The organism is Streptomyces sp. NPDC043746 (assembly GCF_056436485.1).
Map to the genome: position 1 here is coordinate 1 of NZ_JBWKCM010000032.1, position 26412 is coordinate 26412.

At 74.3% G+C, this 26412-nt stretch carries 20 protein-coding genes and 1 tRNA gene; 16 read left to right on the forward strand and 5 right to left on the reverse strand.

All coding sequences use genetic code 11. From position 1 onward, the window contains the following. Positions 1–154: 154 nt before the first annotated feature. Positions 155–634 (reverse strand): heme-degrading domain-containing protein, encoded by a 480-nt coding sequence (locus AC0682_RS26820; RefSeq protein ID WP_478535628.1) that lies wholly within the window; start codon positions 632–634, stop codon positions 155–157. Beyond that, positions 631–1794, reverse strand: a complete 1164-nt coding sequence (locus tag AC0682_RS26825) for a Gfo/Idh/MocA family oxidoreductase (protein WP_478535706.1) — start codon at positions 1792–1794, stop codon at positions 631–633. Before AC0682_RS26825 ends, AC0682_RS26820 begins: the two co-directional genes overlap by 4 nt. A gap of 73 nt (positions 1795–1867) precedes the next feature. Here AC0682_RS26825 and AC0682_RS26830 point away from each other — a divergent pair, with 73 nt between their 5' ends. Then, positions 1868–2983, forward strand: a complete 1116-nt coding sequence (locus AC0682_RS26830) for an ROK family transcriptional regulator (protein WP_478535630.1) — start codon at positions 1868–1870, stop codon at positions 2981–2983. 31 nt (positions 2984–3014) lie between these two features. Here the strand turns inward: AC0682_RS26830 and AC0682_RS26835 are convergent, their stop codons facing one another. Both AC0682_RS26835 and AC0682_RS26840 read right to left on the reverse strand, forming a co-directional pair. Continuing rightward, a complete protein-coding gene (locus tag AC0682_RS26835; RefSeq protein WP_478535631.1) occupies positions 3015–3482 on the reverse strand; it encodes a hypothetical protein in 468 nt (155 codons plus the stop codon). A gap of 373 nt (positions 3483–3855) precedes the next feature. After that, positions 3856–8958, reverse strand: a complete 5103-nt coding sequence (locus AC0682_RS26840; RefSeq protein WP_478535633.1) for a hypothetical protein — start codon at positions 8956–8958, stop codon at positions 3856–3858. A 95-nt stretch (positions 8959–9053) separates the two neighbouring features. Here AC0682_RS26840 and AC0682_RS26845 point away from each other — a divergent pair, with 95 nt between their 5' ends. The 13 genes from AC0682_RS26845 to AC0682_RS26905 all read left to right on the forward strand — a co-directional run bounded on the left by AC0682_RS26845 (position 9054) and on the right by AC0682_RS26905 (position 22357). Then, on the forward strand, positions 9054–10211 hold the full coding sequence (locus AC0682_RS26845; protein ID WP_478535634.1) for a peptidase: 1158 nt from the start codon (positions 9054–9056) through the stop codon (positions 10209–10211). A gap of 182 nt (positions 10212–10393) precedes the next feature. Next, on the forward strand, positions 10394–11167 hold the full coding sequence (locus AC0682_RS26850) for a GntR family transcriptional regulator (RefSeq protein WP_478535636.1): 774 nt from the start codon (positions 10394–10396) through the stop codon (positions 11165–11167). A 140-nt stretch (positions 11168–11307) separates the two neighbouring features. Next, the gene (locus tag AC0682_RS26855) at positions 11308–12432 is read left to right on the forward strand and encodes a TIGR03364 family FAD-dependent oxidoreductase (RefSeq protein ID WP_478535638.1); all 1125 of its coding nucleotides are present in this window, start codon (positions 11308–11310) and stop codon (positions 12430–12432) included. A 5-nt stretch (positions 12433–12437) separates the two neighbouring features. Then, positions 12438–13154, forward strand: a complete 717-nt coding sequence (locus AC0682_RS26860; protein ID WP_478535639.1) for a phosphonatase-like hydrolase — start codon at positions 12438–12440, stop codon at positions 13152–13154. Continuing rightward, entirely contained in the window at positions 13151–14254 is a 1104-nt protein-coding gene (locus AC0682_RS26865) for an ABC transporter ATP-binding protein (protein WP_478535640.1), read from the forward strand. Before AC0682_RS26860 ends, AC0682_RS26865 begins: the two co-directional genes overlap by 4 nt. Continuing rightward, on the forward strand, positions 14247–15158 hold the full coding sequence (locus AC0682_RS26870; protein ID WP_478535641.1) for a 2-aminoethylphosphonate ABC transporter permease subunit: 912 nt from the start codon (positions 14247–14249) through the stop codon (positions 15156–15158). The genes AC0682_RS26865 and AC0682_RS26870 overlap by 8 nt, the downstream gene beginning before the upstream one ends. Beyond that, entirely contained in the window at positions 15145–15942 is a 798-nt protein-coding gene (locus AC0682_RS26875) for an ABC transporter permease (protein ID WP_478535643.1), read from the forward strand. The genes AC0682_RS26870 and AC0682_RS26875 overlap by 14 nt, the downstream gene beginning before the upstream one ends. A gap of 45 nt (positions 15943–15987) precedes the next feature. Further along, entirely contained in the window at positions 15988–17052 is a 1065-nt protein-coding gene (locus AC0682_RS26880) for a 2-aminoethylphosphonate ABC transporter substrate-binding protein (protein ID WP_478535644.1), read from the forward strand. A gap of 164 nt (positions 17053–17216) precedes the next feature. After that, positions 17217–18761: an alkaline phosphatase family protein gene (locus tag AC0682_RS26885; RefSeq protein WP_478535645.1), complete on the forward strand. Its 1545-nt coding sequence runs from the start codon at positions 17217–17219 to the stop codon at positions 18759–18761. 74 nt (positions 18762–18835) lie between these two features. Then, positions 18836–19642 carry an HAD-IIA family hydrolase gene (locus tag AC0682_RS26890; RefSeq protein ID WP_478535646.1) on the forward strand — a complete coding sequence of 269 codons (807 nt, stop codon included), beginning with the start codon at positions 18836–18838 and terminating at the stop codon, positions 19640–19642. 121 nt (positions 19643–19763) lie between these two features. Beyond that, positions 19764–20330: a hypothetical protein gene (locus AC0682_RS26895; RefSeq protein WP_478535648.1), complete on the forward strand. Its 567-nt coding sequence runs from the start codon at positions 19764–19766 to the stop codon at positions 20328–20330. Between the two features lies 1 nt (position 20331). Beyond that, complete coding sequence (locus AC0682_RS26900; RefSeq protein ID WP_478535650.1) at positions 20332–20994, forward strand: class F sortase; 663 nt, start codon at positions 20332–20334, stop codon at positions 20992–20994. 346 nt (positions 20995–21340) lie between these two features. Beyond that, positions 21341–22357, forward strand: a complete 1017-nt coding sequence (locus AC0682_RS26905; protein ID WP_478535651.1) for a glycoside hydrolase family 6 protein — start codon at positions 21341–21343, stop codon at positions 22355–22357. A gap of 230 nt (positions 22358–22587) precedes the next feature. Here the strand turns inward: AC0682_RS26905 and AC0682_RS26910 are convergent. Continuing rightward, a tRNA-Lys gene (locus AC0682_RS26910) sits at positions 22588–22661 on the reverse strand. 192 nt (positions 22662–22853) lie between these two features. On the opposite strand from AC0682_RS26910, the gene AC0682_RS26915 reads away from it, so the two are divergent. Next, positions 22854–24146 carry a peptidoglycan-binding protein gene (locus tag AC0682_RS26915; protein WP_478535652.1) on the forward strand — a complete coding sequence of 431 codons (1293 nt, stop codon included), beginning with the start codon at positions 22854–22856 and terminating at the stop codon, positions 24144–24146. 74 nt (positions 24147–24220) lie between these two features. Next, the gene (locus tag AC0682_RS26920; protein ID WP_478535654.1) at positions 24221–26347 is read left to right on the forward strand and encodes an SPFH domain-containing protein; all 2127 of its coding nucleotides are present in this window, start codon (positions 24221–24223) and stop codon (positions 26345–26347) included. Positions 26348–26412: the final 65 nt, after the last annotated feature.

Genomic DNA, 26412 nt, shown 5'->3' on the forward strand with positions numbered 1-26412 from the left:
AGCTACCTCGCCGGCCTCCACCTCCGCGCCTCCATGATCTGGATCAAGGACCTCACACGAGCAGCACCTTGATCACAACCGAATACGCTCCCTAGCCGAGGAGGGGGCGGGGCGCCGTCGCCGTACTCAGGTGACGGCGCCCGCGCGCGGTCCCTCAGGCGACCAGCGTCGACGCGAACTGCTCCAGCGCCTCCACCACCATCGCGTGGTCCTCCGCCTGCGGCAGCCCCGAGACGGTGACCGTGCCGATCACGCCCGCCCCCTCCACCGCGATCGGGAACGAGCCGCCGTGCGCCGCGTACGTGTCCGGGTCCAGGCGGGACGACTCCTCGAACGTCGTCCCCTTCGCCCGGAACCGGGTGCCGACCAGATACGAACTCTCGCCGTACCGCTCGACCACCTTCCGCTTGCGGTCGATCCAGGCGTCGTTGTCCGCGCTGGAGCCGGGCAGCGCCGCGTGGAACAGCTGCTGCGCCCCGCGCCGGATGTCGATCGCCACCGGGGCGTGCCGCTCCCGGGCCAGTGCGACCAGCAGGCTGCCGAGCGCGAACGCGTCGTCATGGCCGAAGCGGGGGAGGGCGAGCCGGCGTTCCTGGGCGATCAGCTCGGAGATCGTGGGGGAGGTGGTGGTCATGCGGTGGGCCGCTCCTCGTCGGGCAGATTTCCGGGCAGGGTCACGGTGACGCCCTCGCGGGCCGAGCGGCAGGCGGCCTCCAGGACGTCCAGGGCGGCGGCCGCCTGGAGCGCGGTGACCGGGTTCTCGCCGGTGGAGCGCAGGGCGGCGGCGACGGCGGCGTAGTACGCCGGGTAGGCGCCGGGCAGCGTACGGACCGGGGTGCCGCCGCCGGTCAGCGGGGACTCGCCGGAGCCGATCCGGCCCCACAGGCTCTCCACCTCCTCGCCCCACGGCTCGCCACCGGCGGCCTGGGGGCGCTTCCCCTCGCGCAGGGCCGCCTCCTGGGGGTCCAGGCCGTACTTCACATAGCCCGCCGCCGAGCCGAGCACCCGGAAGCGCGGGCCGAGCTGGGCCGTGGTGGCGCTCACGTACAGATGCGAGCGGACCCCGTTCGCGTGCGTGATCGCGATGAACGTGTCGTCGTCCGCCGCCGCGCCCGGACGCCGTACGTCGGCCTCCGCGTACACCCGTACCGCCGGGCCGAACAGCACCAGCGCCTGGTCGACGACATGGCTGCCCAGGTCGTACAGCAGTCCGCCGATCTCCTCCGGGTCGCCCGACTCGCGCCAGCCGCCCTTCAGTTGGGGGCGCCAGCGCTCGAACCGGGACTCGAAGCGCCGCACCTCGCCCAGTTCGCCGTCGGCGATCAGCGCGGCGAGCGTTCGGAAGTCGTTGTCCCAGCGGCGGTTCTGGAAGACCGAGAGCAGCAGTCCGCGCTCCTCGGCCAGGGCTGCCAGCTCGCGCGCCTCGGCGGCGGTCCCGGCGATCGGCTTGTCCACGACCACCGCAAGGCCCGCCGTGAGCGCGGCCGTCGCGAGGGAGACGTGCGTCTTGTTCGGGGAGGCGATCACGACCAGGTCCAGATCGTCCGCGCGCTCCCACAGCTCGTCCGGCGAGGCGGCGAACCGGAGGTCGGGATACGCGGCGCGGGCCTCGGCCCGCCGCTCCTCGTTCGCCGTCACGACGGTGTCGAGGGTCAGGCCCTCGGTCGCGGCGATCAGCGGGGCGTGGAAGACGGAACCGGCCAGGCCGTAGCCGACGAGCGCGACGCGGAGGGGAGCGCCGTGGAGAAAGGCGTCGTGGAGAGGGGCGCCCTGGAAAGGGGCGTTGGCAACCATGCGTTCCACTTAAGCAACGCTGTTGCCAAAGTGCAAGCGACCGGCACAATGGGGTGGTGAAGAGGAGCGAACCGTGAACGGGAGCCTGACGAAGGCCCAGGCGGGGGTGGGTCTGCCCGCCCTGCGCCACCACAACGCGGCCCTGGTCCTGGACCTGCTGCGGGAGGCCGGGGCGGAGGGCGTCAGCCGGCTGGAGCTGGCCGAGCGCACCGGGCTCACCCCGCAGGCCGTCAGCAAGATCACCGCCCGGCTGCGGGCCGAGGGGCTGGCCGTGGGCGCCGGGCTGCGGCCCTCCACGGGCGGCAAGCCGCGTACGGTGCTCCGGCTCGTCCCCGACGCCCAGTTCGCCGTCGGCCTCCACCTGGACCGGGACGGGCTCACCGCCGTCCTGGTCGACCTGGCCGGCCGCTCGGTCGCGGTGACCTCCGCCCCCCTCGACTTCGGAGCCCCGGCAGAACGGGTGCTCGGCGCGGCGTCGGACGCCGTGCGGGACCTGCGCGCGGCCGAGCCGCACAAGCCGGTGCTGGGGGTGGGGGTCGCCGTACCGGGGCCGCTCGACCACCGGGACGGTGTGCTGCACCGGGTCACCGGCTTCCCGCAGTGGGACGGCTTTCCGCTCCGCGACGTGCTGGCCGGGCTGACCGGGCTGCCGGTCACCGTCGACAAGGACACCAACGCCGCTGCCCTGGCCCTGGCCCTTTCGCCGAGCGAGCCGCGCGGTGACTTCGCCTATCTCCACCTCGGTACGGGGCTCGGCGCCGGGCTCGTCCTGGGCGGCGAGGTGCACCGGGGGGCGCGGACGGGGGCCGGGGAGTTCGGCCACCAGATCCTCCAGCTCGACGGGCCCCTGTGCGAGTGCGGCGGGCGCGGCTGCATCGAGGCGCTCTGCCTGGCCGCCGAGGCCCGCGGCGACCGCGCGGAGGCGGCCCGGGTCCTGGGCGCGGGCGCGGCGAACCTGGTCGGGCTCCTCGACATCGACCGGATCGTGCTGGGCGGGCGGACGGTGGCGGCCGACGAGGACGCGTACGTACGGGGCGTCCGCGCCGTGATCGCCGAGCGGGCGACCCGGGGCGCGGGCGGCGCCCATGCGGCCGTCACCGTCGCGGACGGCGGCGACCGGCCCGTCGCGGAGGGCGCGGCCCAACTCGTGCTCGCGCCGGTCTTCGGGCGGGTGGGGGAGCGGGGGTAGGGGCCCTCCCCTCCAGAGCGGCCGGGGGGCGTCAGGGGGTGGGTTCCTGGGCGGTGGTGTCCTGGGCGCCCGGCCGGGCCTCGGTGGGGGCGGGGGAGGCGGTGGAGTCGGGGCATGGCGCGGAGTCGGGCGAGGGTGCGGTGCCGGCGGGGGCGCGCACCAGGAGTACGGCGAGCGCGGGGGCGGCCAACGCCTGGTATCCGGCCCATATCTCGCCCCCGGCCGTGCTGCCCAGCCAGGCCGCCCCGAGTGCGACGGCGGTCGCCACCGTCCAGCCGATGTCGTAGGTCCGCATGAGCCGGATGCAGCTGGAGAGCGAGCGACGGCGTGCGTAGACGATCTCGACCGTGCCGCCGATCAGCAGGGCTGAGCCCGTGGCGACCATCAGCCAGACAGGCACCCCGAACATGGATCCGATCTCCGGGCTGACCGTGAAGGCCGCGCCGAGCAGCACCTTGAACGCGCCGTCGCTGATTGCTCCCACACGCTGGGACGTCATGAACCCCTCCTCGTCTTCTCGTTATTGACAACTCGATGATGAGAATGACGGGGGCCGAAACCAAGAAACGCAACCGCCGCGCCCTGCTGGACGCCGCCTTCCCCACGGTCTCCTGAGACGGGGCACCGCGCCCGGCTCGACGACATCGCCGAGCGGGCCGGGGAGACCACGGGGGCCGACCACTCGCTGTTCGGTAGCGAGAGCGGGCTGCTCGGCGTGCTGGTCGTCGAGGGTCTCCAGCCGTACTGCGGGGAGATCGAGCGGGCGGTACCGGCCGACGCCGATCCGGTGGGGGCGAAAGACGGCCGAAGGCCCCGAACCGCCCCTCTCCCCAGCACTCTCCCTCCCCGGCAGCTCCCCCGACAGCCGCCCCCTACCGCCGTTCCCACGCCTGCGTGAACATCTCGTGCAAGGGGGCCGTCGGCAGGATCCGCAGGAACGGGGCGACGATGCTGTTGCCGTACAGCGGCGACACCGCGTGCGTCGCCAGCTTCGCCGTCTCCAGCGGCAGGTGCGGGGCGCCGATCTCGGTCCAGTCACCCGGCAGGAACAGCGTCCGGCCCGCCCGCGCCCGCTTGGCCTCCACCACCGTGCCCGTGGCGCGCAGCTCCGCCCCGGCCTGTCCGTGCTGCTTGGCCGACCAGCCGTTCCAGCGGCGGACGTTCCGGTCGGTGGGGGCGGCCAGCGTCGCCAGCTGGAGGTAGAGCGCCGCCGCGTCCGCGCCCACTCGCAGCTCCTTCGCGACCTGTTCGACCAGCTCCGGGCAGGAGCGCCGGGGGTCGGCCTCGTACGCCCCCGTCGGCACCGCCCCGGAACGGGACCGGTGCAGCATCCGCTCCAGCCCGCCGCCGGGCAGCAGGGGGGCCAGCCGGTCCAAGGCGCCGGTCAGGTCGGTGACCTCCCGGAGCTGCCGCCAGACCTCGGGGCCGGTGACGGCGATGGGCCGTAGGAAGGAGGCGCCGCCGGGCGCGCAGACCACCAACGGGCCCCCGTCGTAAGCCGTCGCGGCCGGGGCCCCGTCGGCCTCGCGGCGGGCCGGCGCCACCGGCAGCCGGGCGGGCCCGAACCGCTCGGCTATCCGGTCCGCGGTGTCCTGGACCCGGGCCCCCTCCAGCTTCAGCAGCAGGCCGGGGCGGGCCACCTCCTCCCGCAGCCGTTCGTACAGCGCCGCCGCCCCGGCCACCGCGGGGTCGCCCACCGGGCGGTCCGTCCACGCCCACACCAGCGCGCTCGCGACCTCGCGGAGCGCGAGGCCCACGGGGGTGCCGTAGGGCGGCTCGGCACCGGGCGGCGGTACGGGCCGCACCTCCACCCCCTGGCTGTACGCGGTCGCCGCCAGCTCCCAGCCCGCCGCCTCCACGGTCCCGTCGTCGGCCGCACCGTAACCGTCCGCCAGCCGCCGCGCCCACACCTCGCAGAGGCCGACGGCGCTCTCCAGGGCGTCCGCCGCTTCGTCGTGCACGACGGGCCGGGACCCGACCAGCTCCCGCCAGACCCCGGCCATCCGCTCGGCGGCCGCCTCGGTCCCGCCCGAGCGCCACAGCTCCGTCGGATCCTCGGGCAGGGCCGCGGCCAGCACCGCGCGCCGACCGCTCTCCCCGAGCCCCTCCAGCAGCCGCCGGTACGCCTCGATCGTCATCGGCGTCGCCCTGTACGGGGCCTTGCGCAGCTGGGCACGGTCCGCCTCCAGGTCCGCGCCGCCGATCAGGCCCGCCAGCACCAGCCGTGCCACGGACCGCCGCACGCCGGTCAGTTCGGCGAATCGCGCCGCCGCGGACTCCGGTAGCGCGACGGGCCCCCGCTCGTCCACCGCGGCCACCAGGGCCCGGAGCCGGGCCGCGTCGTCCCGGCCCACCCGGACGAGACGAGCCTCCGGATCCACCTGCGCCACCGCCCGGTCGTCGGCCCGGACCTCGGACCGGCCTTGCTGGGTCGTCGTGTCCTCGGCCGGCCCCTGTGCGGCGTCGCCGTCCTCGGTCCGGCGCCCCGGGGCGGAGGCGGCGGTGCCCTCCGCCCGGTCCTGTGCGGCCGCCGTCACGAACCAGTGCGCCGCGCCGCCTCCCCGTACCGCCGCGGACGCCACCGCCCTGCCGTTCGCCCGCAGTCCGTCCAGGCCCTCGGGGGCGGCAGCCGCCCCCACCCACCAGCGGCTGCCCGCCCGGGCGAACGGGCTGCCGGCCCAGGTGTCCAGGAGGGCGAGGAGCGCGGCCCGCGCCGGGGCCGGGGTCGGGGCGACCGCCGCCCGCCAGGCGACGGCGTCCACCGCGCCCACCAGCTGCGACCAGTCGTGCGGGGGCGCGGGCGGGGAGAGCCGGCGCACCTCCTCCTCGATCGCCCCGGCCAGACAGGCACTGTCGGCGGCCAGTGCGTTCAGCGTCGCCGGAAGGGCCGCGTCGGGCGCCCGCCGTCCCGGATTGCGCTCCCGCTCCGCGATCAGCCCGGACAGGGCGGGCAGCAGCTCGGTGTCCGGCGCGGACCGGCGCGGCAGGGCGGGCGGGGCCTCGGCCAGGAGGGTGACGCGCCGGTGCAGGGCGCGGCGCCGCTCCTCGACCCGCGCCGCCCGCCCGGCCACCGCCACGACGGCCTCCACCAGCACGGCGTCGGTGACCTCGGGCAACTCCCGGGCCACGGCCGTACGCAGCGCCTCGGTGCCGTCGAGCGCGGCGGTCAGCAGGGCGCGTGCCGTCCGCGGCCGCACCGCCCGCAGCACCCGGGACCCGGCCGCGTCCCGGGTGCGCAGCAGATACCAGAAGGCCGGGGGCAGGGCCAGGCCTCCGGGACGGGTGATCCTCCGGCCCGACGGCAGCGACGGCAACCGCGGATGCCGGGGCGAGTGGGGCCCCTTCAGCTCCCACAGCAGGGCGCCGTCGGCCGCGTACGCGCGCACCCCCGTCGAGGTCCCCGCATCGGCCAGGACCACGTCCTCCGCTGTGCCCTCCGGCGGTGACCACAGGGCCCAGGGGCGAGCGCCCTGCCGGTCGGCGGTGAACCGGGCCGTCCGCCCGTCCACGCTCTCCACCAGGAACTGGTCGGGCGTACGGGCGCGGTGCGGGGTGCGAAACAGCACCCGGGTCCCGGCCAGACCGTCCTTGCTGCCCAGCGGCGAGTCGGTCAACGGGGCCGGCAGGGGCGCGAGTTGCAGTGCTTCGACAGCCAGGGTCATGCCTTCCTCGACGGCGGCGGGCGGGTCGGCGGGACCGGTCGGGGCGGAGGCGGCCGGGGCCGCGTTCGGCGCACGGCCCGGGAAGTCCGGCAGCGATCTCGCTCCCCGGCGCTCGCCGGTGACCGGGTGCACCACCTCCCACGGCCGGTTCCCGTAGACCGCGTTGGTCCAGATCCGAGACCCGTCACCGAGTTGCAGCTCGTCCCTGTCGATGCCCTCCGTGCCGCCGGGACGCAGGACATGGCCGCCGCTGTGGCGCCCGCCCCCGTCGGCGCTCTCGAACTGGAAGCCGTACGCCCCGCGCAGGTTCCCCTCGAACGGCACCAGGCCGCCCGTCTCCTCCGGCGTGAACGGCTCGTCGGGACGGTCGGCCCAGACGGCCGTGTCCCCGTAGTACGGGTTCGCCTCGCGGGTCCAGCTGATCAGGAAGGAACCGCCCACGTAGTGGACGGCGAACAGGGTCGCGTCCTCGGGCACGGTGAACCGGCAGGAGCCGCGCACTCCGTCCGGGGCCACGGCGACCGCCCGGTCCCGCCCGAACACCGTCAGCACCGGCCAGGTGGAGGTCACCCCGACCACCCCGGGAGCCCCGGCCGAGGGATCCTCGGAGCGGCCGGGAGCCCCGGAGGTGTCCGCCGCGCCGTGCCCGGCCGCCGAACCCGCCTCCGCCTCGACGCTCTTCGCCCCGGTCTTCGCCGACTCCGCCGCCCCGGCCCGCTCCGCCTCGAACTGCTCGTACACCGCCTCCAGTTCCGGCCAGGCCAGCTCCTCCGGGAGGCCGGCCGCCAGGGAGCGGTGCAGGGCGCCCGCCACCTCCGCTCCGGCCACCGCGTCGACGATGCCGCCCAGGGCCGTCACCGTCGGGCGGTCCAGCAGGGTCTCCAGCCCGGCCATGGCCTCCTCGGCCCCGGCCATACCGCCGCCGCCGACCGTGTCGAGGAGCTTGCCGACCCGGTCGGCCACCTTCTGGGCGATCCCCTCGTTGCCCGGCAGCAGGGTCACGGCCGATCCGGGCCGCCGGGGCCTGGACGCGAACCCCGGCAGCAGGTTCGCGTGGACCGTCCCCTCCAGCCGGGGACCGAACACCGGGTCCGCCGCCAGCGCGGCGAGGTCCCGCCGTGACTTCTCGCCCCAGAAGCGCATCCCCACCCCCGGGCCCGGGTCGACCACCGGCACCCCGGCCGCCAGCACGGCGTCCAGCACATCCGCGTCGAAGCCCTGGTAGTGGTGGCGGGTCGTGTGCAGCGTGACCGGCGCACCCGCCGCACGCAGCAGCGGGCCCAGCAGAGCCACCAGGTCGAGGAACTCCGGCGGCAGCGGCTGCCGCCCGACCCCGCCGCCGGACACGGTCGTGTACTGGTACATGTGGACGAAGTGGCCCACCCAGTGCGGCAGTCCGCCCTCCGGAACCACCCGGCCGCTCGCCAGCGCCTCCGCCGCCCCGCAGCCGATCAGCAGGCGCAGCCACGCCCCGCCGTCGGTCGCCCCCTCCGGGAAGACCTCCACCAGCCCCGCCGCGACCGGGTCCGCCGGAGGACGGGCCGCCAGGAACGGCCCCGCCGCGGTCAGCAGCGCGTCCGGCACCGACTTCCTGCGGGCCACCGACAGGACCGAGCCCACCAGCCGGGCGACCTCCTCGTCCCCCTGCCCGGCAGCCTTGGCCGAGGCCCGCACCCGGCGTACGAGATCCGCCGGCAGGGCGCCGGGCGAGGCGGCCCACGCCGTCAGGAACGCCTCCAGCGCCGCGTGCGCCCCGGCCGGCTCCAGCGTCTCGGCGAGAAAGCGCTGATGGGCCCCGAACTCCTTGGCCGGCATGGCTCCGCCCGCGGCGAACAGCAGCGCGTTGGCCCGGCGGTAGGCGGGGTCCACCGGCAGTCCGTGCTCGGCCTCGGCCGTCCGCGCCGCGCCGTAGGCCCGCCCGGCCGGACGGTCCCCGTAACCGATCAGCCGGTGGCCCACGGTGTCCCAGAACCACGGCAGATGCGCGGGCGGCAGTCGCCGTGCCCGCGCCGCCATCCGGTCGACGAACCGGCCGGGCTTCGTCCAGGACCGCGCCAGCTCGGAGCCCATGTCCGCCGTCAGATCACGGGCGGCCCCGGCCGCGCCCGGGTCGTGGGCGGCGGCCCAGTCGGCGTACGTGGTCGAGGTGTGCGTACCGGCGGTGGGCAGCAGAGCCGCGAGCGAGGCGATCATGCCTCCGATCGTCACATGCACCACTGACAGCACCCCGGCCGGGCCGCCGCTGCCCGGGTTCGCCACCTGGCGGTCCGTCGGTCGGGTGATCGTATGAATCGCATGGGTGGGTGTCGGCATGTCGACTCTCCGGCTCCGCGCGCGCGTGTTTGCGTCGGAGACCGCCACCGGTGGCCCCCGCCCCGGTCGTTCGCGAGCAGCGAAGGGTGTCCCCCATGTCCCCCACCTCCCGTGCACGGCTGCGCGACGGCCGTGCGCTCACCGCCCTCGGGCTGGCCGCCGGGATCGCGGTCCCCGCCGCGCTCCTGGCCGGCCCGCAGGCCGCCGCCCGGCCGACTGCCCCGGCCCCGGTCGCCCCCGTCTCCTTAACCGCCGCCGCCGTGGCCGCCGATGCCGCCGATGCCGCTGACGAGCAGCCCGTCTGCGGTGATCCGGCCGCCAAGGAGTTCCCCATCGAGGCCCGGATCCAGGACGCGCCGAGGACGTACGTCTCCGGCGGCGGTTACGGCACCTGGTTCCTCGACCTCACCAACACCACCGACGCCGCCTGCGGTGCCCTGCATCCGGTGCTGGTGCTCAGCGACGGGCAGCGCAGGCTGACGGCCGACCAGATCGAGCTGAAGTTCTCCGAACCCGGCCGCACCGACACCGAGCACCGGGCCACCTGGGAGACCACCGACCGCCACGAGCAGATCGGCGTCTTCGACGGCTCCCGCCCCGGCTCGCCTTCCGGTCCCGGCTCCGGCGACTTCCTCGGGTTCACCGTCCCGGCCGGGGGCACCGCCAGCGTCCGCGTCCGCATGGCCTTCGCCTCCGAGACCGACCCCGCCCGCGTCACCGCCCACGCCGTCGTCGTCCAGCGCCGCCACCGCGACAAGGCCGAAGGGGGTGGCCGGGAGGACGGGGAGTGGGTCGGGGAGTCGGGGGCGTACCGGTTCGTGATCGTCGACGGTGCCACGGGCGAGTACCCCCGGCCGGAGGCCACCGATGAGGACGGTGGCGGCCCTACGGATGTCCCGGCGGCGCCCCGGCCCCGTACGACCCCGTCCTCCGGCGCGCCCACGCCCGCCCCCGCCTACACGGGCCCCGGGAAGGAGTCCGGCATCCGCCCCCCCGCCCGTCCGGACGGTCCGGCGTCCCCCCGGAGCGAGGGCGATGAGGACAGGGGCGGCCGCCGCGAGGAGGTCGGCGACGGCGGCGGCACGGAGCGGCCCGCGCGCCCGCCGCACTACGGGACCGGTCGCCCGCTGCCCGAACTCGCCCGTACCGGGCCCGAGCTGCTGCCCTGGGCCGGAGCTCTGGCCGGGGCGCTCATCCTCTGCGGCGGGGCGCTCGTGGCCCAGGGCCGCCGGATGCGCCGAGCCGCGGGCTGACCACGGCACGCGCCGCAGCCCGTACCGCAGGCCCGCGGGCTGACGACGGCCCACCGCGGGCCGCGGGGCACGTCGGCCGGCCACGGCCCTTCCCGCGGCCCGAACCGCAGGCCGCCGGCCTGCCCGGGTGGCCGGCCAGGGCCCGTACCTGCCCGTTCACCTGGATCTGCCAGGATCGGGCGGTGGACTACCCGAACGACCAGGCACCTGGCGCACCGATCCGCTCCGGCATCCCGGAGCACGGCCGTATCCCCAAGTACTACGCGGTCAAGGCCCGGATCTCCCTCCTTCTCGACGAGCTGGGCGAGGGCGGGCTCCTGCCCACCGAGCGGGACCTCGCCCTGCGCCACGAGGTGTCGCGCGAGACCGTGCGCCAGGCGCTGCGTGAACTGCTGCTGGAGGGGCGGCTGCGGAGGCAGGGGCGCGGCACCGTCGTCGCCGGGCCCAAGCTGGAGCAGCCGCTCTCGCTCGCCAGCTACACCGAGGGGGTCCGCCGTCAGGGCAGGCGGCCCGGCCGCCATCTCATCGGGCTGGAACGCTTCCCCTGCCCCGCGGCGCTCGCCGCCGAGATCGCGGTGGAGCCGGGCGAGCCCGTCTGGCACCTGGAGCGGGTGCTGCTCGCCGACGACGAGCGGGTCGGGCTGGAGAGCACGTATGTCACCGTCGCCCGACTCCCGCGCCTGGACACGGAGTTCGACCCGGACTCCTCCTTCTACGCCTACCTCCGGGAGCGGCTCGGAATCGCGTTCGGGGACGCCGACGAGCGGATCGAGACCGTACTCGCGACCCCTCGGGAGGCCCTGCTCATCGGGACTCCGCCCGCCCTGCCGATGCTTCTCCTCCACCGGCTCTCCCGGGACACGGAGGGGCGGCCGGTGGAGCGGGTGCGGACGCTGTTCCGGGGGGACCGGTTCTCCTTCACCACGCACCTGGGGGGCGGTGGCGAGGGCCGCTGAGGCAGGCGGAAGCCACGGGACGAAGCCTCCCCGTTCCATAACGAAAAAGTAACGGGTCTAGTCCAAACTTGCGAGGTCGTTCACCATCCCGTTGTCGACCGGATGTGTCCGTGACACCCGTCCCGAGGAGCGTGGCCGCCGTGAGAGTCATCGTCGTAGGAGCCGGCGTGGTGGGAACCATGCACGCCTGGCATGCAGTCAGCCGCGGCCACGAGGTCGTACAGATCGAGCGCGAGAGCGAGGCGCGCGGGGCATCGCTCCGCAACTTCGGACAGATTTGGGTCAGCGGCCGGGCCGGTGGCCAGGAGCTGGAAACCGCCCTGCGGGCAAGGGAGTTGTGGGAGGAGATCGGGCGGCGGGTGCCGGGGGTCGGCTTCCGGGCCTGCGGTTCGCTCACCCCGCTGCGGACGCCCGCCGAGACCGCCGTCGCCGAGGCGGCCACCGCCCGGCCGGACGCCGCCGCGCGTGGCCGCAAGCTGCTCACGGCCGAGGAGGCCCGCGCCCTCAACCCCGCCCTGCGCGGGGAGTTCACCGCCGCCCTGTGGTGCGAGCGGGACGCGGCGGTCGAGCCGCGCACCGCCCAACTCGCGCTGAAGCGCGAGCTGCTGGCCTCCGGGCGGTACACCTACCTCGGCGGGCGTGAGGTCCGCGAGGTCGTCGGTGCCGCCGCGGTGCGCGACGACCACGGTGACGTCCACGCCGGGGACGCCGTGATCCTCGCGACCGGGGCCTGGCTCGGCGGACTCGTCCGCGAACTGGCCGGTCCCGACCTGCCCGTACGCCGCGTCCGGCTCCAGATGATGCAGACCGACCCCCTCGGCGAGCCCCTCACCACCTCGGTCGCCGACGCCGACAGCTTCCGCTACTACCCCGCCTACCGCGGCGAGGCCCTCGACGCCCTCGACGCCCGCCAGCCGCAGGACCCGGTCGCCGCCGAGCACCGCATGCAACTCCTCATGGTCCAGCGGAACGACGGCGGGCTCACCATCGGGGACACCCACGAGTACGAGCACCCCTTCGCCTTCGACACCGTCGAGGAGCCGTACGAGCACCTCACCCGGGTCGTCGAGACCTTCCTCGGCCGGCCCCTGCCGCGCATCAGGCGCCGCTGGGCGGGCGTCTACGCCCAGTGCACCGACACCTCACGCGTCGTCCACCGCCAACAGGTGGCCGACGGGGTCTGGCTGGTGACCGGGCCCGGCGGGCGCGGCATGACGTGCTCACCCGCCATCGCCGAAACAACCGCAGACCGACTGGGCTGGTGAACCACATGACTTCAGCGACGCAGACCACGGAAACCCACCCCTTCGGCCTCGTCGTCCTCGACATGGCCGGCACCACCGTCGCCGACGGCGGCCTCGTCGAGCAGGCCTTCTCCGCCGCCGCCGAACGCCTCGGCGTGAAGCCGGGATCGGGGGAGCACGAGCGCCACATCGCCTACGTGCGCGCCACCATGGGCGAATCCAAGATCTCCGTCTTCCGCCACCTCTTCGAGGACGAGGAGAAGGCCCAGTACGCCAACGCCGCCTTCGAGGAGGCGTACGGAGCACTCGTCGACAGCGGTCGCATCGCGCCGATTCCCGGGGCGCGGGAAGCCGTCGAACGGCTCACCGCCGAAGGCCGCACCGTCGTCCTGACCACGGGGTTCGCCCGCACCACCCAGGACGCCATCCTCGCCGCCCTCGGCTGGCAGGACCTCGTCCCCCTCACCCTCTGCCCCGCCGACGCGGGCGGCCGGGGGCGCCCCTACCCGGACATGGTCCTGGCCGCCTTCCTGCGCACGGGCGCCGTGGACGACGTCCGCCGGGCCGTGGTGGCGGGGGACACCTCGTACGACATGCTCAGCGGCGTACGGTCCGGCGCCGGGCTCGTCGCGGGCGTCCTCACCGGGGCCCACGACCGCGGCCGACTGGAGCGGTCCGGTGCCACCCACGTCCTCGGCTCCGTCGCGGAGCTGCCGGACCTCATCGCCCGGGCCGAGGCATGAGCACCGAGGCCACCCCCACCACCCCCGCGCCCAGCGGCATCCGGTTCGACGGCGTCAGCGTCGTGTACGGGGAGAACACCGTCCTGGACCGGCTCGACCTCACCGTCGAACCGGGCGAGGTCATGGCCCTCCTCGGGCCCTCCGGCTCCGGCAAGACCACCGCCCTGCGTGCCGTCGCCGGGTTCGTCCGACCCGCCCGCGGGCGCGTGTACATCGGCGGACGCGACGTCACCCGACTGCCGCCCCGCCACAGGGGCATCGGCATGGTGGTCCAGCAGTACGCGCTCTTCCCGCACCTCAAGGTGAAGGACAACGTCGCCTTCGGCCTCAAGGCCCACCGCGCGCCCCGGGCCGAGATCGCCGGGCGGGTGACCGAGGCCCTCGAACTCGTCGGCATGTCCGCCTACGCCACCCGCTACCCCCGCGAACTCTCCGGCGGCCAGCAGCAGCGCGTCGCCATCGCCCGCGCGCTGGCCATCCGCCCGGGCGTCCTCCTCCTCGACGAACCGCTCTCCGCGCTCGACGCCCGGCTCCGCTCCGGGATGCTCGCCGAACTCGCGCGACTGCACCGTGAGCTGCCCGACGTCTCCATCCTGTACGTCACCCATGACCAGGTCGAGGCGCTCACCCTGGCCGACCGTATCGCCGTCATGGACCGCGCCCGGCTCCAGGACTGCGGCACGCCCCAGGAGCTGTACCGCCGCCCCCGCACGGAGTTCACCGCCTCGTTCGTGGGCAACGCCAACCTGCTCCCGGTCACCGTCACCGGCCCGGAACACGTCGAGCTGGCGGGCACCCCGCTCGCCGTCCCCGCCCACACCGCCACCCCCGGCGCCACGGCCACCCTCTGCGTCCGGCCGCACCTCGTCGGCCTCGGCCCCGGGCCCAACGCGCTCACCGGCACGGTCACCGAGGTCCAGTGGCGCGGCTCCACCCACCGGGTCCACGCCGACATCGAAGGCCACTCCCTCATGGCCGACCTCCGCGAACTGCGCGAGCCCCCGGCCCTCGGCGCCCCGGTCACCCTGCACTTCGCGGAGCAGGACGCCGTGCTGCTCCCGGCGGGCGCGGCGCGTGAGCGGGAGGTGGCCGGTGGCTAGCACCGCGACCCTCCACCGGAAGCCACCGGACCCGCCCTCCGCCCCCAGCGCCACCCCGGCCGCCCCACGCCGCACCGCCCTCCCCACCTGGGCCTGGGCCCTCCCGCCCGTCCTCGTCCTCGCGCTCGGTTTCCTCTACCCGCTGGCCCTGGTCGTCCGGCAGTCCTTCACCCCGGAGTCGCTGGACGAAGGCGGCGCCTCCCTCGCCCCCTACGCCGAGGTCTTCGCCTCCACCGCCTTCCGCGAGGCGCTCACCACCACCGTCTGGCTCGCGGCCGGCGCCACCGTCGGCTGTCTGGTCCTCGGCTTCGCCCTCGCCCTGGTCATCGCCTTCGTCCCGTTCCCCGGCGGCAAGGCGGTCGCCCGGTCCATCGACGTCTTCCTCTCCTTCCCGTCCTTCCTCATCACGCTCGCCCTGCTCTTCGTCTACGGGTCGGTCGGCATGGCCAACGGAGCCTGGACGGGCGTCACCGGAGCCGCCGAAGGGCCCTTCCACTTCCTCACCACGCCCTGGGGCGTTCTGCTCGCGGAGATCACGTACTTCACGCCCTTCGTGATGCGCCCGCTGCTCGCCGCCTTCTCCCAACTGGACACCGCACAGCTGGAAGTGGCCTCGTCGCTCGGCGCCGGGCCGCTGCGGATCGTGCGGCAGGTGATCCTGCCCGAGGCGCTCCCCGCGCTCGCGGCGGGCGGCAGCCTGGTCCTGGTGCTCTGCCTCAACGAGTTCGGGATCGTCCTGTTCACCGGGGCGAAAGGGGTCACGACGCTGCCGACGCTCGTCTACAGCAAGGCGATCCTGGAGTCGGACTACCCGGCCGCCTGTGTCGTCGCCGTCGTCAACGTCGTTCTCTCCGTGGGCCTTTACAGCCTGTACCGGGTGGTGAGCCGTCGTGCTGGTGCATAGCCGCAGGGGCAAGTGGACCATCTGGTCCGTGTTCGCGCTCCTCTTCGTGCCGCTCTTCGCGGTGCCCCTCCTCGTCATCCTCGCCGCCTCCTTCGCCACCAACTGGTCCGGTGCCCTCCCCTCCGGCCCGACCGCCACCCGCTACACCGCCGCCACCAGCGGCGACTCCCTCCAGGCGCTCACCACCAGCCTGGTCACCGCGCTCTGCGCCAGCGTGCTGGCCCTGGTGCTCGGCGGCTGGGCGGCGCTCGCCGCCTGCTCCCTCGGCCGACGCGGAAAGCGGTTCCTGGACGCGCTGTTCATGCTGCCGGTCGCCGTGCCGTCGGTGGTCGTCGGGCTCGCCGTGCTCGTCGCCTTCAGCCGGCCGCCGGTCCTCCTCAACGGCACCCGCTGGATCGTGATCATCGCTCACACGGTGCTGGTCACCGCCTTCGCCTACCAGTCCGTCTCGGCCGCCGCCCGGCGCCTGGACCCGATGTACGAACAGGCCGCGGCCAGTCTCGGGGCGAGCCCCGCCCGCGTCCTGTGGCGGGTCAGGCTGCCGCTCCTGCTGCCTTCGCTCACAGCGGCGGCCGGTCTCTGCTTCGCCCTGTCCATGGGGGAGTTGAGCGCCACGATGATGCTCTACCCGCCCGACTGGACCCCGCTGCCGGTGCATGTCTTCGCCGCCACCGACCGCGGCTCGCTCTTCACGGGCGCAGCCCTCGCCGCGGTCCTGATGGGGACGACGCTCCTCGTCCTGACCGCCGTCTCCCGCATCCGGACCCGCGCCTCCTACCGCTGATCCTCCCGATCCCCTTCACGCAACCGCTCCAGGAGAAGACCTCCCATGCGCACCCACGCCCTCAAGCAGCCCGTCGCCGTCCTCGGCGCCCTCGCCCTCACCGCCGTCACCCTCACCGCCTGCGGGGGCACCTCCGCCGCCTCCGACGAGAAGGCCGTCACCGTCTACAGCGCCGACGGCCTCAAGGGCGAGAACGGCGACGGCTGGTACGACAAGGTCTTCGCCGAGTTCGAGAAGGAGACCGGCATCAAGGTGAAGTACGTGGAGGGCGGCTCCGGCGAGATGGTGCAGCGCGCCGTCCGCGAGGAGTCCAACACCCAGGCCGATGTGCTCGTCACCCTCCCGCCCTTCATCCAGCAGGCCGACGCCAAGGGGTTGTTGGCGGCGTACGAGCCGAAGGGTGCCGACCAGGTCGACGCGGCGGACAAGGCGCCCGACGGCAAGTGGACCTCCGTCGTGAACAACTACTTCGGCTTCATCTACAACAAGAAGCGGCTCGCGGACCCGCCCCGCACCTGGGAGGAGCTGCTGGACCCGTCGTACAAGGAGAAGATCCAGTACTCCACCCCCGGCGTCGCGGGCGACGGCACCGCCGTCCTCATCAAGGCCATGCACGACTTCGGCGGCAAGGAACCCGCGATGGAGTACCTCAAGCGGCTCCAGACCAACAACGTCGGCCCCTCCGCCTCCACCGGCAAGCTCGCCCCCAAGGTCGACAAGGGGGAGCTGCTCGTCGCCAACGGGGACGTACAGATGAACTACGCCCAGTCCAAGGACATGCCGAACCTCGCCATCTGGTTCCCCGCCAAGGGCGACGGGAAGCCCACCAGCTTCGCCCTGCCGTACGCGGCCGGGCTGCTGGCGAAGGCCCCGCACAGCGAGAACGGCAAGAAGCTGCTCGACTTCCTCCTCTCGGAGACGGCCCAGCGCGATGTCAGCGCGGTCGGCGGCGGGTTCGCCGCCCGTAAGGACATCAAGGCCACCGACGCCAACGCCACCGAACTGAACGGCCTGTTGGAGGGCGTGGAGATCTTCGAGCCGGACTGGGCGGACATCGGCACCAACCTGGACACGTACATCGACGCCTGGAAGACGGCCACCGGCAGCTGACCGGTCACCTTTCGGCCACGGACCCCTGCCAAGGTCACATCCCGCACCGCAAAGCTCTGGACTCCGCCCATTTGTCTCGCAAAGGTAACGGGTCTGGTCCAGAAGTGAGTTGCAGCAAGCCCCCGCACGAACCCCCGTGTCACCGTCCCCCTCTGGAGGATCACGTGTCCCGAACCGTCTCCCGGCGCTCCGTGCTCGCGACCACCGCCGCCGCGGCCACCGTCGCCGCCGTCGGCCCCCTCGCCACCGCCGCCACCGCGTACGCGGCCCCGCCCACGCTCCCCGACGGCACCAGCAAGGACAAGGTGCTCGTCGTCGGCATCGACGGCCTGCGCCACGACGTCATCGCCGCCGCCAACGCCCCCCACCTCAAGGGGATGATGGTGAACGGCACGTACGGCACCTCGCTGCTGTACGCCAACCCCATGGCCGCCACCTCCTCCGGCCCCGGCTGGTCGACGATCTCCACCGGTGTCTGGCCCGACAAGCACGGGGTGAAGGACAACTCCTTCGCCGGCAAGAACTACACGCGCTACCCCGGCTTCCTCGCCCGCCTCGCCCAGGTCCGCCCCGAACTCTCCACCTACGCGGCCGTCGACTGGAAGCCCCTGGACGCCCAGGGCACCGTCACCGCGGGCGCCGACGCCAAGCTCGTCCTCGACGGCGACCGCGACGGCTACACCGGCCACGACGCCACCATCGCCGCCGACACCGAGTCGATCCTGCGCCACCAGAACCCGGACGTCGTCTTCGCCTACCTCGGCCAGGTCGACATCGTCGGCCACAACCTCGGCGCGGCCCACGCCCAGTACCGCGCCGCGATCGACACCGTCGACGGCTACCTGGGCCGCTTCCTCGCCGCGATCAAGGCCCGCCCGAGCCACTCCACCGAGCGGTGGACGGTCATCGTCGCCACCGACCACGGACACACCAACGCCGGTGGCCACGGTGGCAGTTCCATCGAGGAGCGGCGCACCTTCGTCCTCGCCCAGGGCCCCGGCATCGCCGCCGGTGCCACCCCCGGCGACACCCGGCTCGTCGATGTCGCCGCCACCGTCTTCCACCAGCTCGGCATCGCCCCCGACCCTGCCTGGGGCCTGGACGGCAAGCCGATCCAGGAGCGCTCCACCGACCCCTTCGAGGCCCTGTACCCGGCGCTCGCCGGCCGGGTCGACGAGACCGGCATCCCGGCCGGGGTCCTCGGCTGGACCCACACCGCGCCCAGCGGCTGGTCGGTCATCAACTCCGCGATGGGCACCGGGGGAGTGGCCGAGTGGCGCGGCTGGGCCTTCGCCACCGACGAGTTCTGGAGCCGCACCCAGCGGGACCAGTGGCGCGAGCTGAACGTCCGCGCGCGCGGGATCTTCGCGGTGGCCGACTCCGACGAGTGGGACGACAAGGCCTCCTCGGGCCGCTTCGACTCGACGCTGGTCACCCCGGCGTACGCGGTCGGCGGGAAGTCCTCCGTGACGCTGGACTTCACCACCCTCTTCCGGCCGGAGGGCAGCCAGACCGCCCGTGTTCTGGCCTCCTGGAACGGCGGCACCCCGACCGTCGTGCGCACCTACACCACCGAGGTCATCTCCCAGCCGCAGTCGCTGAACCTCGCCGTCCCGGCCGGGGCGACCAACGTGAGCTTCCGGTTCCACTACACCGGCAGCAACAACTGGTACTGGGTGATCGACGGGGTCAAGATCAGCGTCGGCTAATTATGCTGGGGGTGCCGGGACGGCGTGGTCCGGGCACCCCCAGCACGCAGCACGTACGGCAGGAGTCCCCGCACATGGCAGATCGCAAGCCGATCACTTCCTGGCTCACCGACATGGACGGCGTCCTCATCCACGAGGGCACCCCGATCCCCGGCGCCGACGCCTTCATCAAGCGGCTGCGGGATTCCGGGCTCCCCTTCCTCGTCCTCACCAACAACTCCATCTACACCGCGCGCGACCTGCACGCCCGGCTCAACCGCATGGGCCTGGACGTGCCCGTGCAGAACATCTGGACCTCCGCCCTCGCCACCGCCCAGTTCCTGGACGACCAGCGCCCCGGCGGCACGGCGTACGTCATCGGTGAGGCCGGGCTCACCACCGCGCTGCACGACATCGGGTACGTCCTGACCGACCACGACCCGGACTACGTGGTGCTCGGCGAGACCCGTACGTACAGCTTCGAGGCGCTCACCAAGGCGATCCGGCTCATCAACGGCGGCGCCCGCTTCATCTGCACCAACCCCGACGAGACCGGGCCGTCCGCCGAGGGCCCGCTGCCCGCCACCGGTTCGGTCGCCGCGCTGATCACCAAGGCGACCGGCAAGGAGCCGTACTTCGCGGGCAAGCCCAACCCGCTGATGATGCGGACCGGGCTCAACGCGATCGGCGCCCACTCCGAGACCAGCGCCATGATCGGTGACCGGATGGACACCGACGTGCTGGCCGGGCTGGAGGCGGGGATGCAGACGTTCCTGGTCCTCACCGGCCTCACGGGCACCGCGGACATCGACCGCTACCCGTTCCGGCCGTCCCACGTCGTCGACTCCATCGCCGACCTGGTGGACCTCATCGACCTGCCGGACCAGGCCGACCGGCCGTAATCGGCGACGCCGCACCTGACCTGCGAGGACCGCGTCCGCAGTCCCCTCCCCGTCGCTCGAATGGAGGACTGCGGATGCGGGCCGGGGAGCCAGGCGTGAACCTTCCCCTAGGAGGTTCACGATGCGTTCAGCGCCCATCACGTTCTGTGCCGCGGCGGCGGTCGCGCTCATAGCCCTGCCCATACCCGCCGCCCAGGCGTCCCCGGCCGCCCGTGCCGGTGACGACGACCGGAGAGGCACCACCCTCTCGGTCACACCGTCCACGATCGCCCCCGGCGGACAGGTCGAACTCCGGACCGACGCCTGCGGCAAGGGCCGGTCGGCCAAGGGGAACTCCGACGCCTTCGCCTCGGTCGCCCACTTCCGCCCGGCCGACGGCAAGGGAATCCACGCCGAGGCCACCATCCGCTCCGATGCCGAACCCCGCACCTACGACGTCTGGGTGACGTGCGAGAACGGCAAGGGCAAGGCCACCGGCACCCTCACCGTCATCCACCACACCCGCCCCTCGCCCGTCGCCCCCGTCAAGGCCGGCGGCGGAGGCACAGCCGTCCTCGCCGAGCGGGGAACCCAGTCCGAGGGCCCCGGCGTCCGGCACGCGGTGATCGGTCTCGCCCTCGCCGCCGTCGCCTCCGCGGCCGTCGCCCTGCGTACCTGGCGCCGCCGCCGCGACGCGGCCGCGGACTGACATGTCCGCCCCCGCCCGCCCGGCAGGCACCGGGCGACTGCTCACCGGAGTGGCCTGGGCCGTGCTCCTGCTCGGCCTCTGGCTCTGGGGACGCGACGCGTCCGGCGGGATGTCCGCGCCGACCACCGGCGACGTCGCCGCCGTCGGCCGTCCGCTCGGTGCCCCGCTCCCCCCGGCGCACCCACCGGTCGAGGGCGTGGCCCCGCGCGGGGTGCAGGTCCCCTCGGTCGGGATCGACGCCCCGGTCGTCCCGCGCGGCCTGGACAAGGACGGGGCCGTCGACCCGCCCCCGTACGACCTGCCGCAGACGGCCGGCTGGTACGGCAAGGGCACCCGGCCCGGCGCCGAGGGAGCGGCCCTGCTGGTCGGCCACGTCGACACCGAGACCGAGCCCGCCGTCTTCTACGGGCTCAGCACGGTGCGGCCGGGCGAGAAGGTCGAGGTGGTCCGGGACGACGGCAGCATCGCGGAGTTCACCGTGGACGACGTCCAGGTCGTCACCCGCGAACGCTTCGACGCGGAGAAGGCGTACGGGCCCCGCGTGGCCGGGCGGGCGGAGCTGCGGCTGATCACCTGCGGCGGGACGTACGACAGGAAGACCCGCTCGTACAGCGCGAACGTCGTGGTCTCGGCCTACCTCACGGGGACCCGGGACGCGGCGTAGGAGCGGCGGATGACACCCGGCCCGGTGGGCACGCCCGTCGCCGGGCCGCCCACCGGGCCGGCCTCGACCGCGTGCGCCGGGCCGCGGGAGTCGCCCGGCGCGGTACGGGAGGTCGGTGCGGTACGGGGCCGATCCCTGCCGCCACTGTAGGGGGACGGGCACCCCGGAGGCACCGGTTTCGAACAGGATGTCCGGAAACCGGTGCCTCTGTATGGCCGTGCGGGGCGGCCGGAACCCTTCGCCACCGCCGCCGGACGGGGCGGACCGCTGTGCCAGGATGGCCCGGAGAACCCGGCAGACCGGGGCGACAGCGGGCAGTACAGGCAGTGCACCCCAGGGGGAATGGATGTACGGCAGTCACACCGGTCCCAGCAGGTCCGCCGGTACGGCGGTGGCGGTCTGCGCCGCGCTCCTCCTCACCGGCTGTACGGGCGGTGGCGACGGCGGTTCCGGCGGCGCCCCGGTCGTCGGCCGGGAGCCCGGGGGGAAGGGCTCGTACTGGGTGAACCCGCAGAGCAACGCGGCCCGCCAGGTCGCCGCGTACGAGAAGGACGGCGAACGGGAGAAGGCCGACCTGATCCGGAGGATCGCCGAGCAGCCGGTGGGCGAGTGGGTCGGCCCCGACGATCCCGAGGGCGGGGCGCGGCGGGTCACCGAGGCGGCCGCGAAGGCCGACCGGTACGCGCTGCTGGTCCTCTACAACATCCCGCACCGCGACTGCGGTCAGTACTCCAAGGGCGGTGCCGCCGACGCCGACGCCTACCGGGCCTGGGTGGACGGCATCGCGAAAGGCATCGGGGCCCGCCGGGCGACCGTGATCCTGGAACCGGACGCCCTGCTCCACCTGGTCGACGACTGCACCCCTCAGGAGCACCACGACGAGCGGTACGCCCTGCTCGAAGGGGCGATCGAGCGGCTGAAGGAGCAGCCCGCCACCAGGGTCTACGTGGACGCGGGCAACGCGGGCTGGCAGTCGCCGGAGGCCCTGCGCGAACCGCTGCGGCGGGCGGGTGTCGAGAAGGCCGACGGCTTCTCGCTCAACGTCTCCAACTTCCTCACGACGGCCGCCTCCGCGGAGTTCGGCAGGAAGCTCTCGGCCGAGGTCGGGGGCAAGCCCTTCGTCATCGACACCAGCCGCAACGGCAACGGCCCCTACACGGGCGGCGACCCGGCCGAGACCTGGTGCAACCCGCCCGGCCGGGCCCTGGGTGAGCCCCCGACCACGAGCACCGGGGACGAGAAGGTCGACGCCTTCCTCTGGATCAAGCCCCCCGGCGAGTCCGACGGCGACTGCAAGGGCGGCCCGAAGGCGGGCGACTGGTGGCCCGAGTACGCGCTCGACCTGGCCCGCGCCGCGAGGTAGCGACTGCCCGCGGCGTCGCGGGAACGCCCGCCCCCAGGGAACCGATCCGGGGCGTGCTCATCGCGGGGCGTGGCGACGTGGCGATGAGCGCCGGAGCGTCCCCGGCCGCCGAATGTGACTCTCCGCGCCCCTGTCGTCGCTCTCTGGTGATGGCGCACTGGTGTCGCCGGTCGTGAACCAGGGAATGATCAAGGCCCCCTCACGTTCAGTGAGGGGGCCTTGATGGTGCGTGCGCCGTCAGGGACTCGAACCCCGGACCCGCTGATTAAGAGTCAGCTGCTCTAACCAACTGAGCTAACGGCGCCTGCTGACCTGGAGAACTCTACCCGACGCCGGAGGGTGCTCCGGACCATTTACCTGCCGCCACGCCCTGCCAGGTGGTCGTTTTTTCTCATTAGTCCGTCAAAATGCCTTATGTCGGGAGTGTTGAGACGCTGACGCCCGTCGCAGCTGCGCCCAAAGATCTTGACGAGTGACGAGTGCGGAGGGGAATCGCATGACTGTGCCGGTCTTCGAGGAGTACGAGCCCGCCATCGACTGCGCCTGTGCGGGGTGCGCCGTACAGCGGCGGACCGCCGCACGGGCCGTCGCCGTCCGCTACGGCGGCCACCCCGCCGCGCACGGCGCCCGCCGCGCCCTGGTCCTGGCCACCGCCGCCGGGGTCGTCCTCTCCTGCGGGGCCGCCGGCGCCGCGGCCACCGCCGGGCCCACCGCCGGGGTGCCCCGGGCGGACGAGGGGCCCGATCCCGTACCGGCCACCCCGCAGGGCGAGACGGGCCCGCTGAAGGGCGGCGGCGCCTCCGGGCCGCCGTCCGACAGCACGGTCCTGGCGAAGACCACCCGGGCCGACATCATCAACCGGGCCAAGAAGTGGGTCGCCGCGAAGGTGCCGTACAGCATGGAGAAGTACTGGTCGGACGGGTACCGCCAGGACTGCTCCGGCTATGTCTCGATGGCCTGGAACCTCGGCACCAACGAGTGGACCGGCAGCCTCGCGAGCTACGGGACCCGGATCGCCCGCGCCGACCTCCAGCCCGGTGACATGCTCCTCTTCCACAACCCGGCCGACCCCTCCAGGGGCTCCCACGTCACGATCTTCGGCGGCTGGACCGACTACCGCCGCACCCACTACATCGCCTACGAGCAGGCGCGCCCGCAGACGCGGAAGCAGTCCACGCCCATGGCGTACTGGAACAACTCCGACCGGTACATCGCCTACCGCTACAAGGGCCTCAGTGCCGGCAACCCCGGCTCGGGCGCCGACACGGCCTTCCCCGGCGCCGACCAGTTCGGCCCCGGCGCCGACAACCCCCATGTCACCCGGCTCGGCGAGATGCTGGTCGAACGCGGCGGCAAGCGGTTCTACGAGATCGGGCCCGGCCCGGTGTGGAGCGCGGCCGACCGGCGGGCCACGCAGGCCTTCCAGCAGGCCCAGGGGTGGAGGGGCGCGGAGGCGGACGGCATCCCCGGCCCGGACACCTGGCGGCTGCTGACCACGGGCACCGGCCGCGACATCCCGCCCGCCGCCACGGGGGGCAGCCCGAACACCTCGGTGGCCTTCCCCGGACGCGGCCATTTCCAGCCGGGTCAGTCGAACAGCCATGTCGACCGGCTCGGCCGGCAGTTGGTGAAGAAGGGATACGGCAAGCACTACGTGTCGGGTCCCGACCCCCGCTGGACCGAGGCGGACCGCCGCAACGTCGAGGCGTTCCAGCGCGCCCAGGGCTGGCGCGGCAGCGCGGCCGACGGATACCCCGGGCCGGAGACCTGGCGCCGACTCTTCGCCTGAGGCCCTGAGGCCCTGAGGCCCTGAGGCCCTGAGGCCCTGACGGACCCGATGACCCGACGGACGACGGATGACGGATGACGGAAAGGAACAGGGAACCGGTGACCCCAGACCAGAACCCCCACCCCCCGACCGACCACGACCGTCTCGCCCCCCGCGGTGAGACCCCGATGCCCCTGGTGGACGGAGTGGCCCTGCACCAGCCCCCCGCATCGACCCCGCCACCTCTGTTCCGCCCGAGGGAGGAGCGGGGAGTGACGGGGGAGGGGACGCCGGTCACGCCCCCGGGCCCGGTCCTGGAACCTGAGCCCGGCCCGGGGTCGGCGGGGGCGGGGACCTCGGTGGCACCCCCGGCCCCGGGCCCGCTGCTTGACCTGGACCCGAGACCCACGGGGGAGGGCCCGGGTGCTCCGGCCCCCGGCCCCGACTCGGACCTGGATCTGTTCGTGGGCCTGGACCCGGCACCGAGCAGGACGGGCACGGGCGGGACGGGCCCGGACCGGGACCTCGGTCCCGACGCCGACCTCGACCTCGACTCGCGCCCGGGGACGGCGGGCCTGGGCGCGGCCCCGGACGCGGCCCCGGGGGCGACAAGCCAGGCGTACCCAGCCGCGGACGTGGACCCGGGCCCGGCCGTGGACCCGGGCCCTGCCGCGGACCCGGGCCCCGTCCCGGGCCCGGCCTCGCTCCCGGACACCCCCCTCAAGCCGGTGAGTCTGGAGCACCCGGGCCGGAGCCCGCACCCGGGCCGGGGGGAGGGAGAGGACCCGGCGGCGGACCGCCCCCACTGCCGGCCCGGCAGCGGCGCGAAGCGTACGGAGGGCCTCGGCCTCTTCCAGCCCGTCCGGCGTCCGAGGACGGAACCCTCGGGGGAGTGGACGCCGCTCCCGGCGTACGGGGGAGAGGTAGGGCCCCGCCCGACCCCCGCCCCCGCCGCGCAGACGGACCGGACCGGGGCGGAGACGGAGACCGGGGCCCGGGCCCAGGCCGCGGACAACCCCCAGGGCGCCTCCACCCCCGCGCCCACGGCCTCCCCCTCCGTACCGGCACCGCAGCCCCCGCCGCACCCCCGCCGCCACTCGGTCATCGCCGGCGAGTCCACCGCGGCCATCCCCGTACACCTGCTCTTCCGTGACGACGACGCCCCCCGGCGTACCGAACCCACCGCCCTGCCCACCACTGTGGCCCGCCAGGCCCCGCACCCCGCCCCCACGCACAGCACCCCCGCCGACCGCGCCCCCCGCCCACGCTCCCCCCGTCCTCGGGTCGAGCCGCCCACCCGGCCCGCCCCCCTCGCCGACCCCCGCCTCGCCGAACGCCCCGGCCCCGCCCTCTCCGGGTACGCCGCCCTGCTCACCGGAGCCGCCGGGCTCCTCGGCCTCGCGGCGCTCCTGTGGTGGCGGGGCGCCCTGCCCGTCGCCGTACAGAGCGCCGTGGGGCTGGCACCCCGCCCGTACGAGGGCGTCGGCGCCGGAGGCTGGGCCGGCCTCGCCCTCCTGGTCACCCTCGTCGTCCTCGCCCTCGGCGGCCTCGGTCGCGGCCGGGTCGGCCACGCCTGGGTGCTCACGCTCTTCGGCGACTACCGGGGGACCGTCCGCCGCACGGGCCTCGTCTGGGTCTCCCCGCTCCTGCTGCGCCGCCGCGTCGACGTACGCCTGCGGCACTGGCGCAGCGAACCGCTCCCCGCGGTCGACGCCAACGGCACCGCGCTGCGCGTCGTCGTCCTGGTGGTCTGGCGGATCAAGGACACCGTGCGCGCCGCTCTCGGGATCGAGGACCACGAGGCCTATTTGAGCGCGCAGGTCGAGTCGGCCATGGCCCGGGTCCTCTCCCAACTCCCGGCCGACGCCTTCCACGAGGACGCCCCGACTCTCCGTGACGCGGAGGCGGTCGGGGACGCCCTGACCAGGATGCTGAAGGCGGATTGCGAGCCGGTCGGGGTCGAGGTCTACTCGGCGCAGCCCACCGGTATCGAGTACGCCCCCGAGGTGGCGGCGGCGATGCAGCGGCGGCGGATTGCCGCCATCGACGCCAAGCACCGTGACAGCGTGCTGACTTCGGTGGTGGACGCGGTCGACGACACCGTCAGCCGGCTCACCGCGCGCGGCATCGTCGAGCTGGACGACTACGAACGCAAGGCGCTGGTCAAGGACTTGACGGTTGCCTTCTACACCGGTCGCAGCACCGGAGGGGGCGGAGCCTGAGCGCACCGCGAGCGGATCGTGCGTGGTGGAAGGGGCCCGGAGAGATCGCTCCGGGCCCCTTCCGG

Excerpts from the sequence above, each read along its gene's own strand:
- AC0682_RS26820 (WP_478535628.1), bottom strand. The coding sequence starts at position 634 with ATGACCACCACCTCCCCCACGATCTCCGAGCTGATCGCCCAGGAACGC.
- AC0682_RS26825 (WP_478535706.1), bottom strand. The coding sequence starts at position 1,794 with ATGGTTGCCAACGCCCCTTTCCAGGGCGCCCCTCTCCACGACGCCTTT.
- AC0682_RS26835 (WP_478535631.1), bottom strand. The coding sequence starts at position 3,482 with ATGACGTCCCAGCGTGTGGGAGCAATCAGCGACGGCGCGTTCAAGGTG.
- AC0682_RS26840 (WP_478535633.1), bottom strand. The coding sequence starts at position 8,958 with ATGCCGACACCCACCCATGCGATTCATACGATCACCCGACCGACGGAC.
- AC0682_RS26845 (WP_478535634.1), top strand. The coding sequence starts at position 9,054 with ATGTCCCCCACCTCCCGTGCACGGCTGCGCGACGGCCGTGCGCTCACC.
- AC0682_RS26860 (WP_478535639.1), top strand. The coding sequence starts at position 12,438 with ATGACTTCAGCGACGCAGACCACGGAAACCCACCCCTTCGGCCTCGTC.
- AC0682_RS26865 (WP_478535640.1), top strand. The coding sequence starts at position 13,151 with ATGAGCACCGAGGCCACCCCCACCACCCCCGCGCCCAGCGGCATCCGG.
- AC0682_RS26880 (WP_478535644.1), top strand. The coding sequence starts at position 15,988 with ATGCGCACCCACGCCCTCAAGCAGCCCGTCGCCGTCCTCGGCGCCCTC.
- AC0682_RS26890 (WP_478535646.1), top strand. The coding sequence starts at position 18,836 with ATGGCAGATCGCAAGCCGATCACTTCCTGGCTCACCGACATGGACGGC.
- AC0682_RS26895 (WP_478535648.1), top strand. The coding sequence starts at position 19,764 with ATGCGTTCAGCGCCCATCACGTTCTGTGCCGCGGCGGCGGTCGCGCTC.
- AC0682_RS26900 (WP_478535650.1), top strand. The coding sequence starts at position 20,332 with ATGTCCGCCCCCGCCCGCCCGGCAGGCACCGGGCGACTGCTCACCGGA.
- AC0682_RS26905 (WP_478535651.1), top strand. The coding sequence starts at position 21,341 with ATGTACGGCAGTCACACCGGTCCCAGCAGGTCCGCCGGTACGGCGGTG.
- AC0682_RS26915 (WP_478535652.1), top strand. The coding sequence starts at position 22,854 with ATGACTGTGCCGGTCTTCGAGGAGTACGAGCCCGCCATCGACTGCGCC.
- AC0682_RS26920 (WP_478535654.1), top strand. The coding sequence starts at position 24,221 with ATGACGGAAAGGAACAGGGAACCGGTGACCCCAGACCAGAACCCCCAC.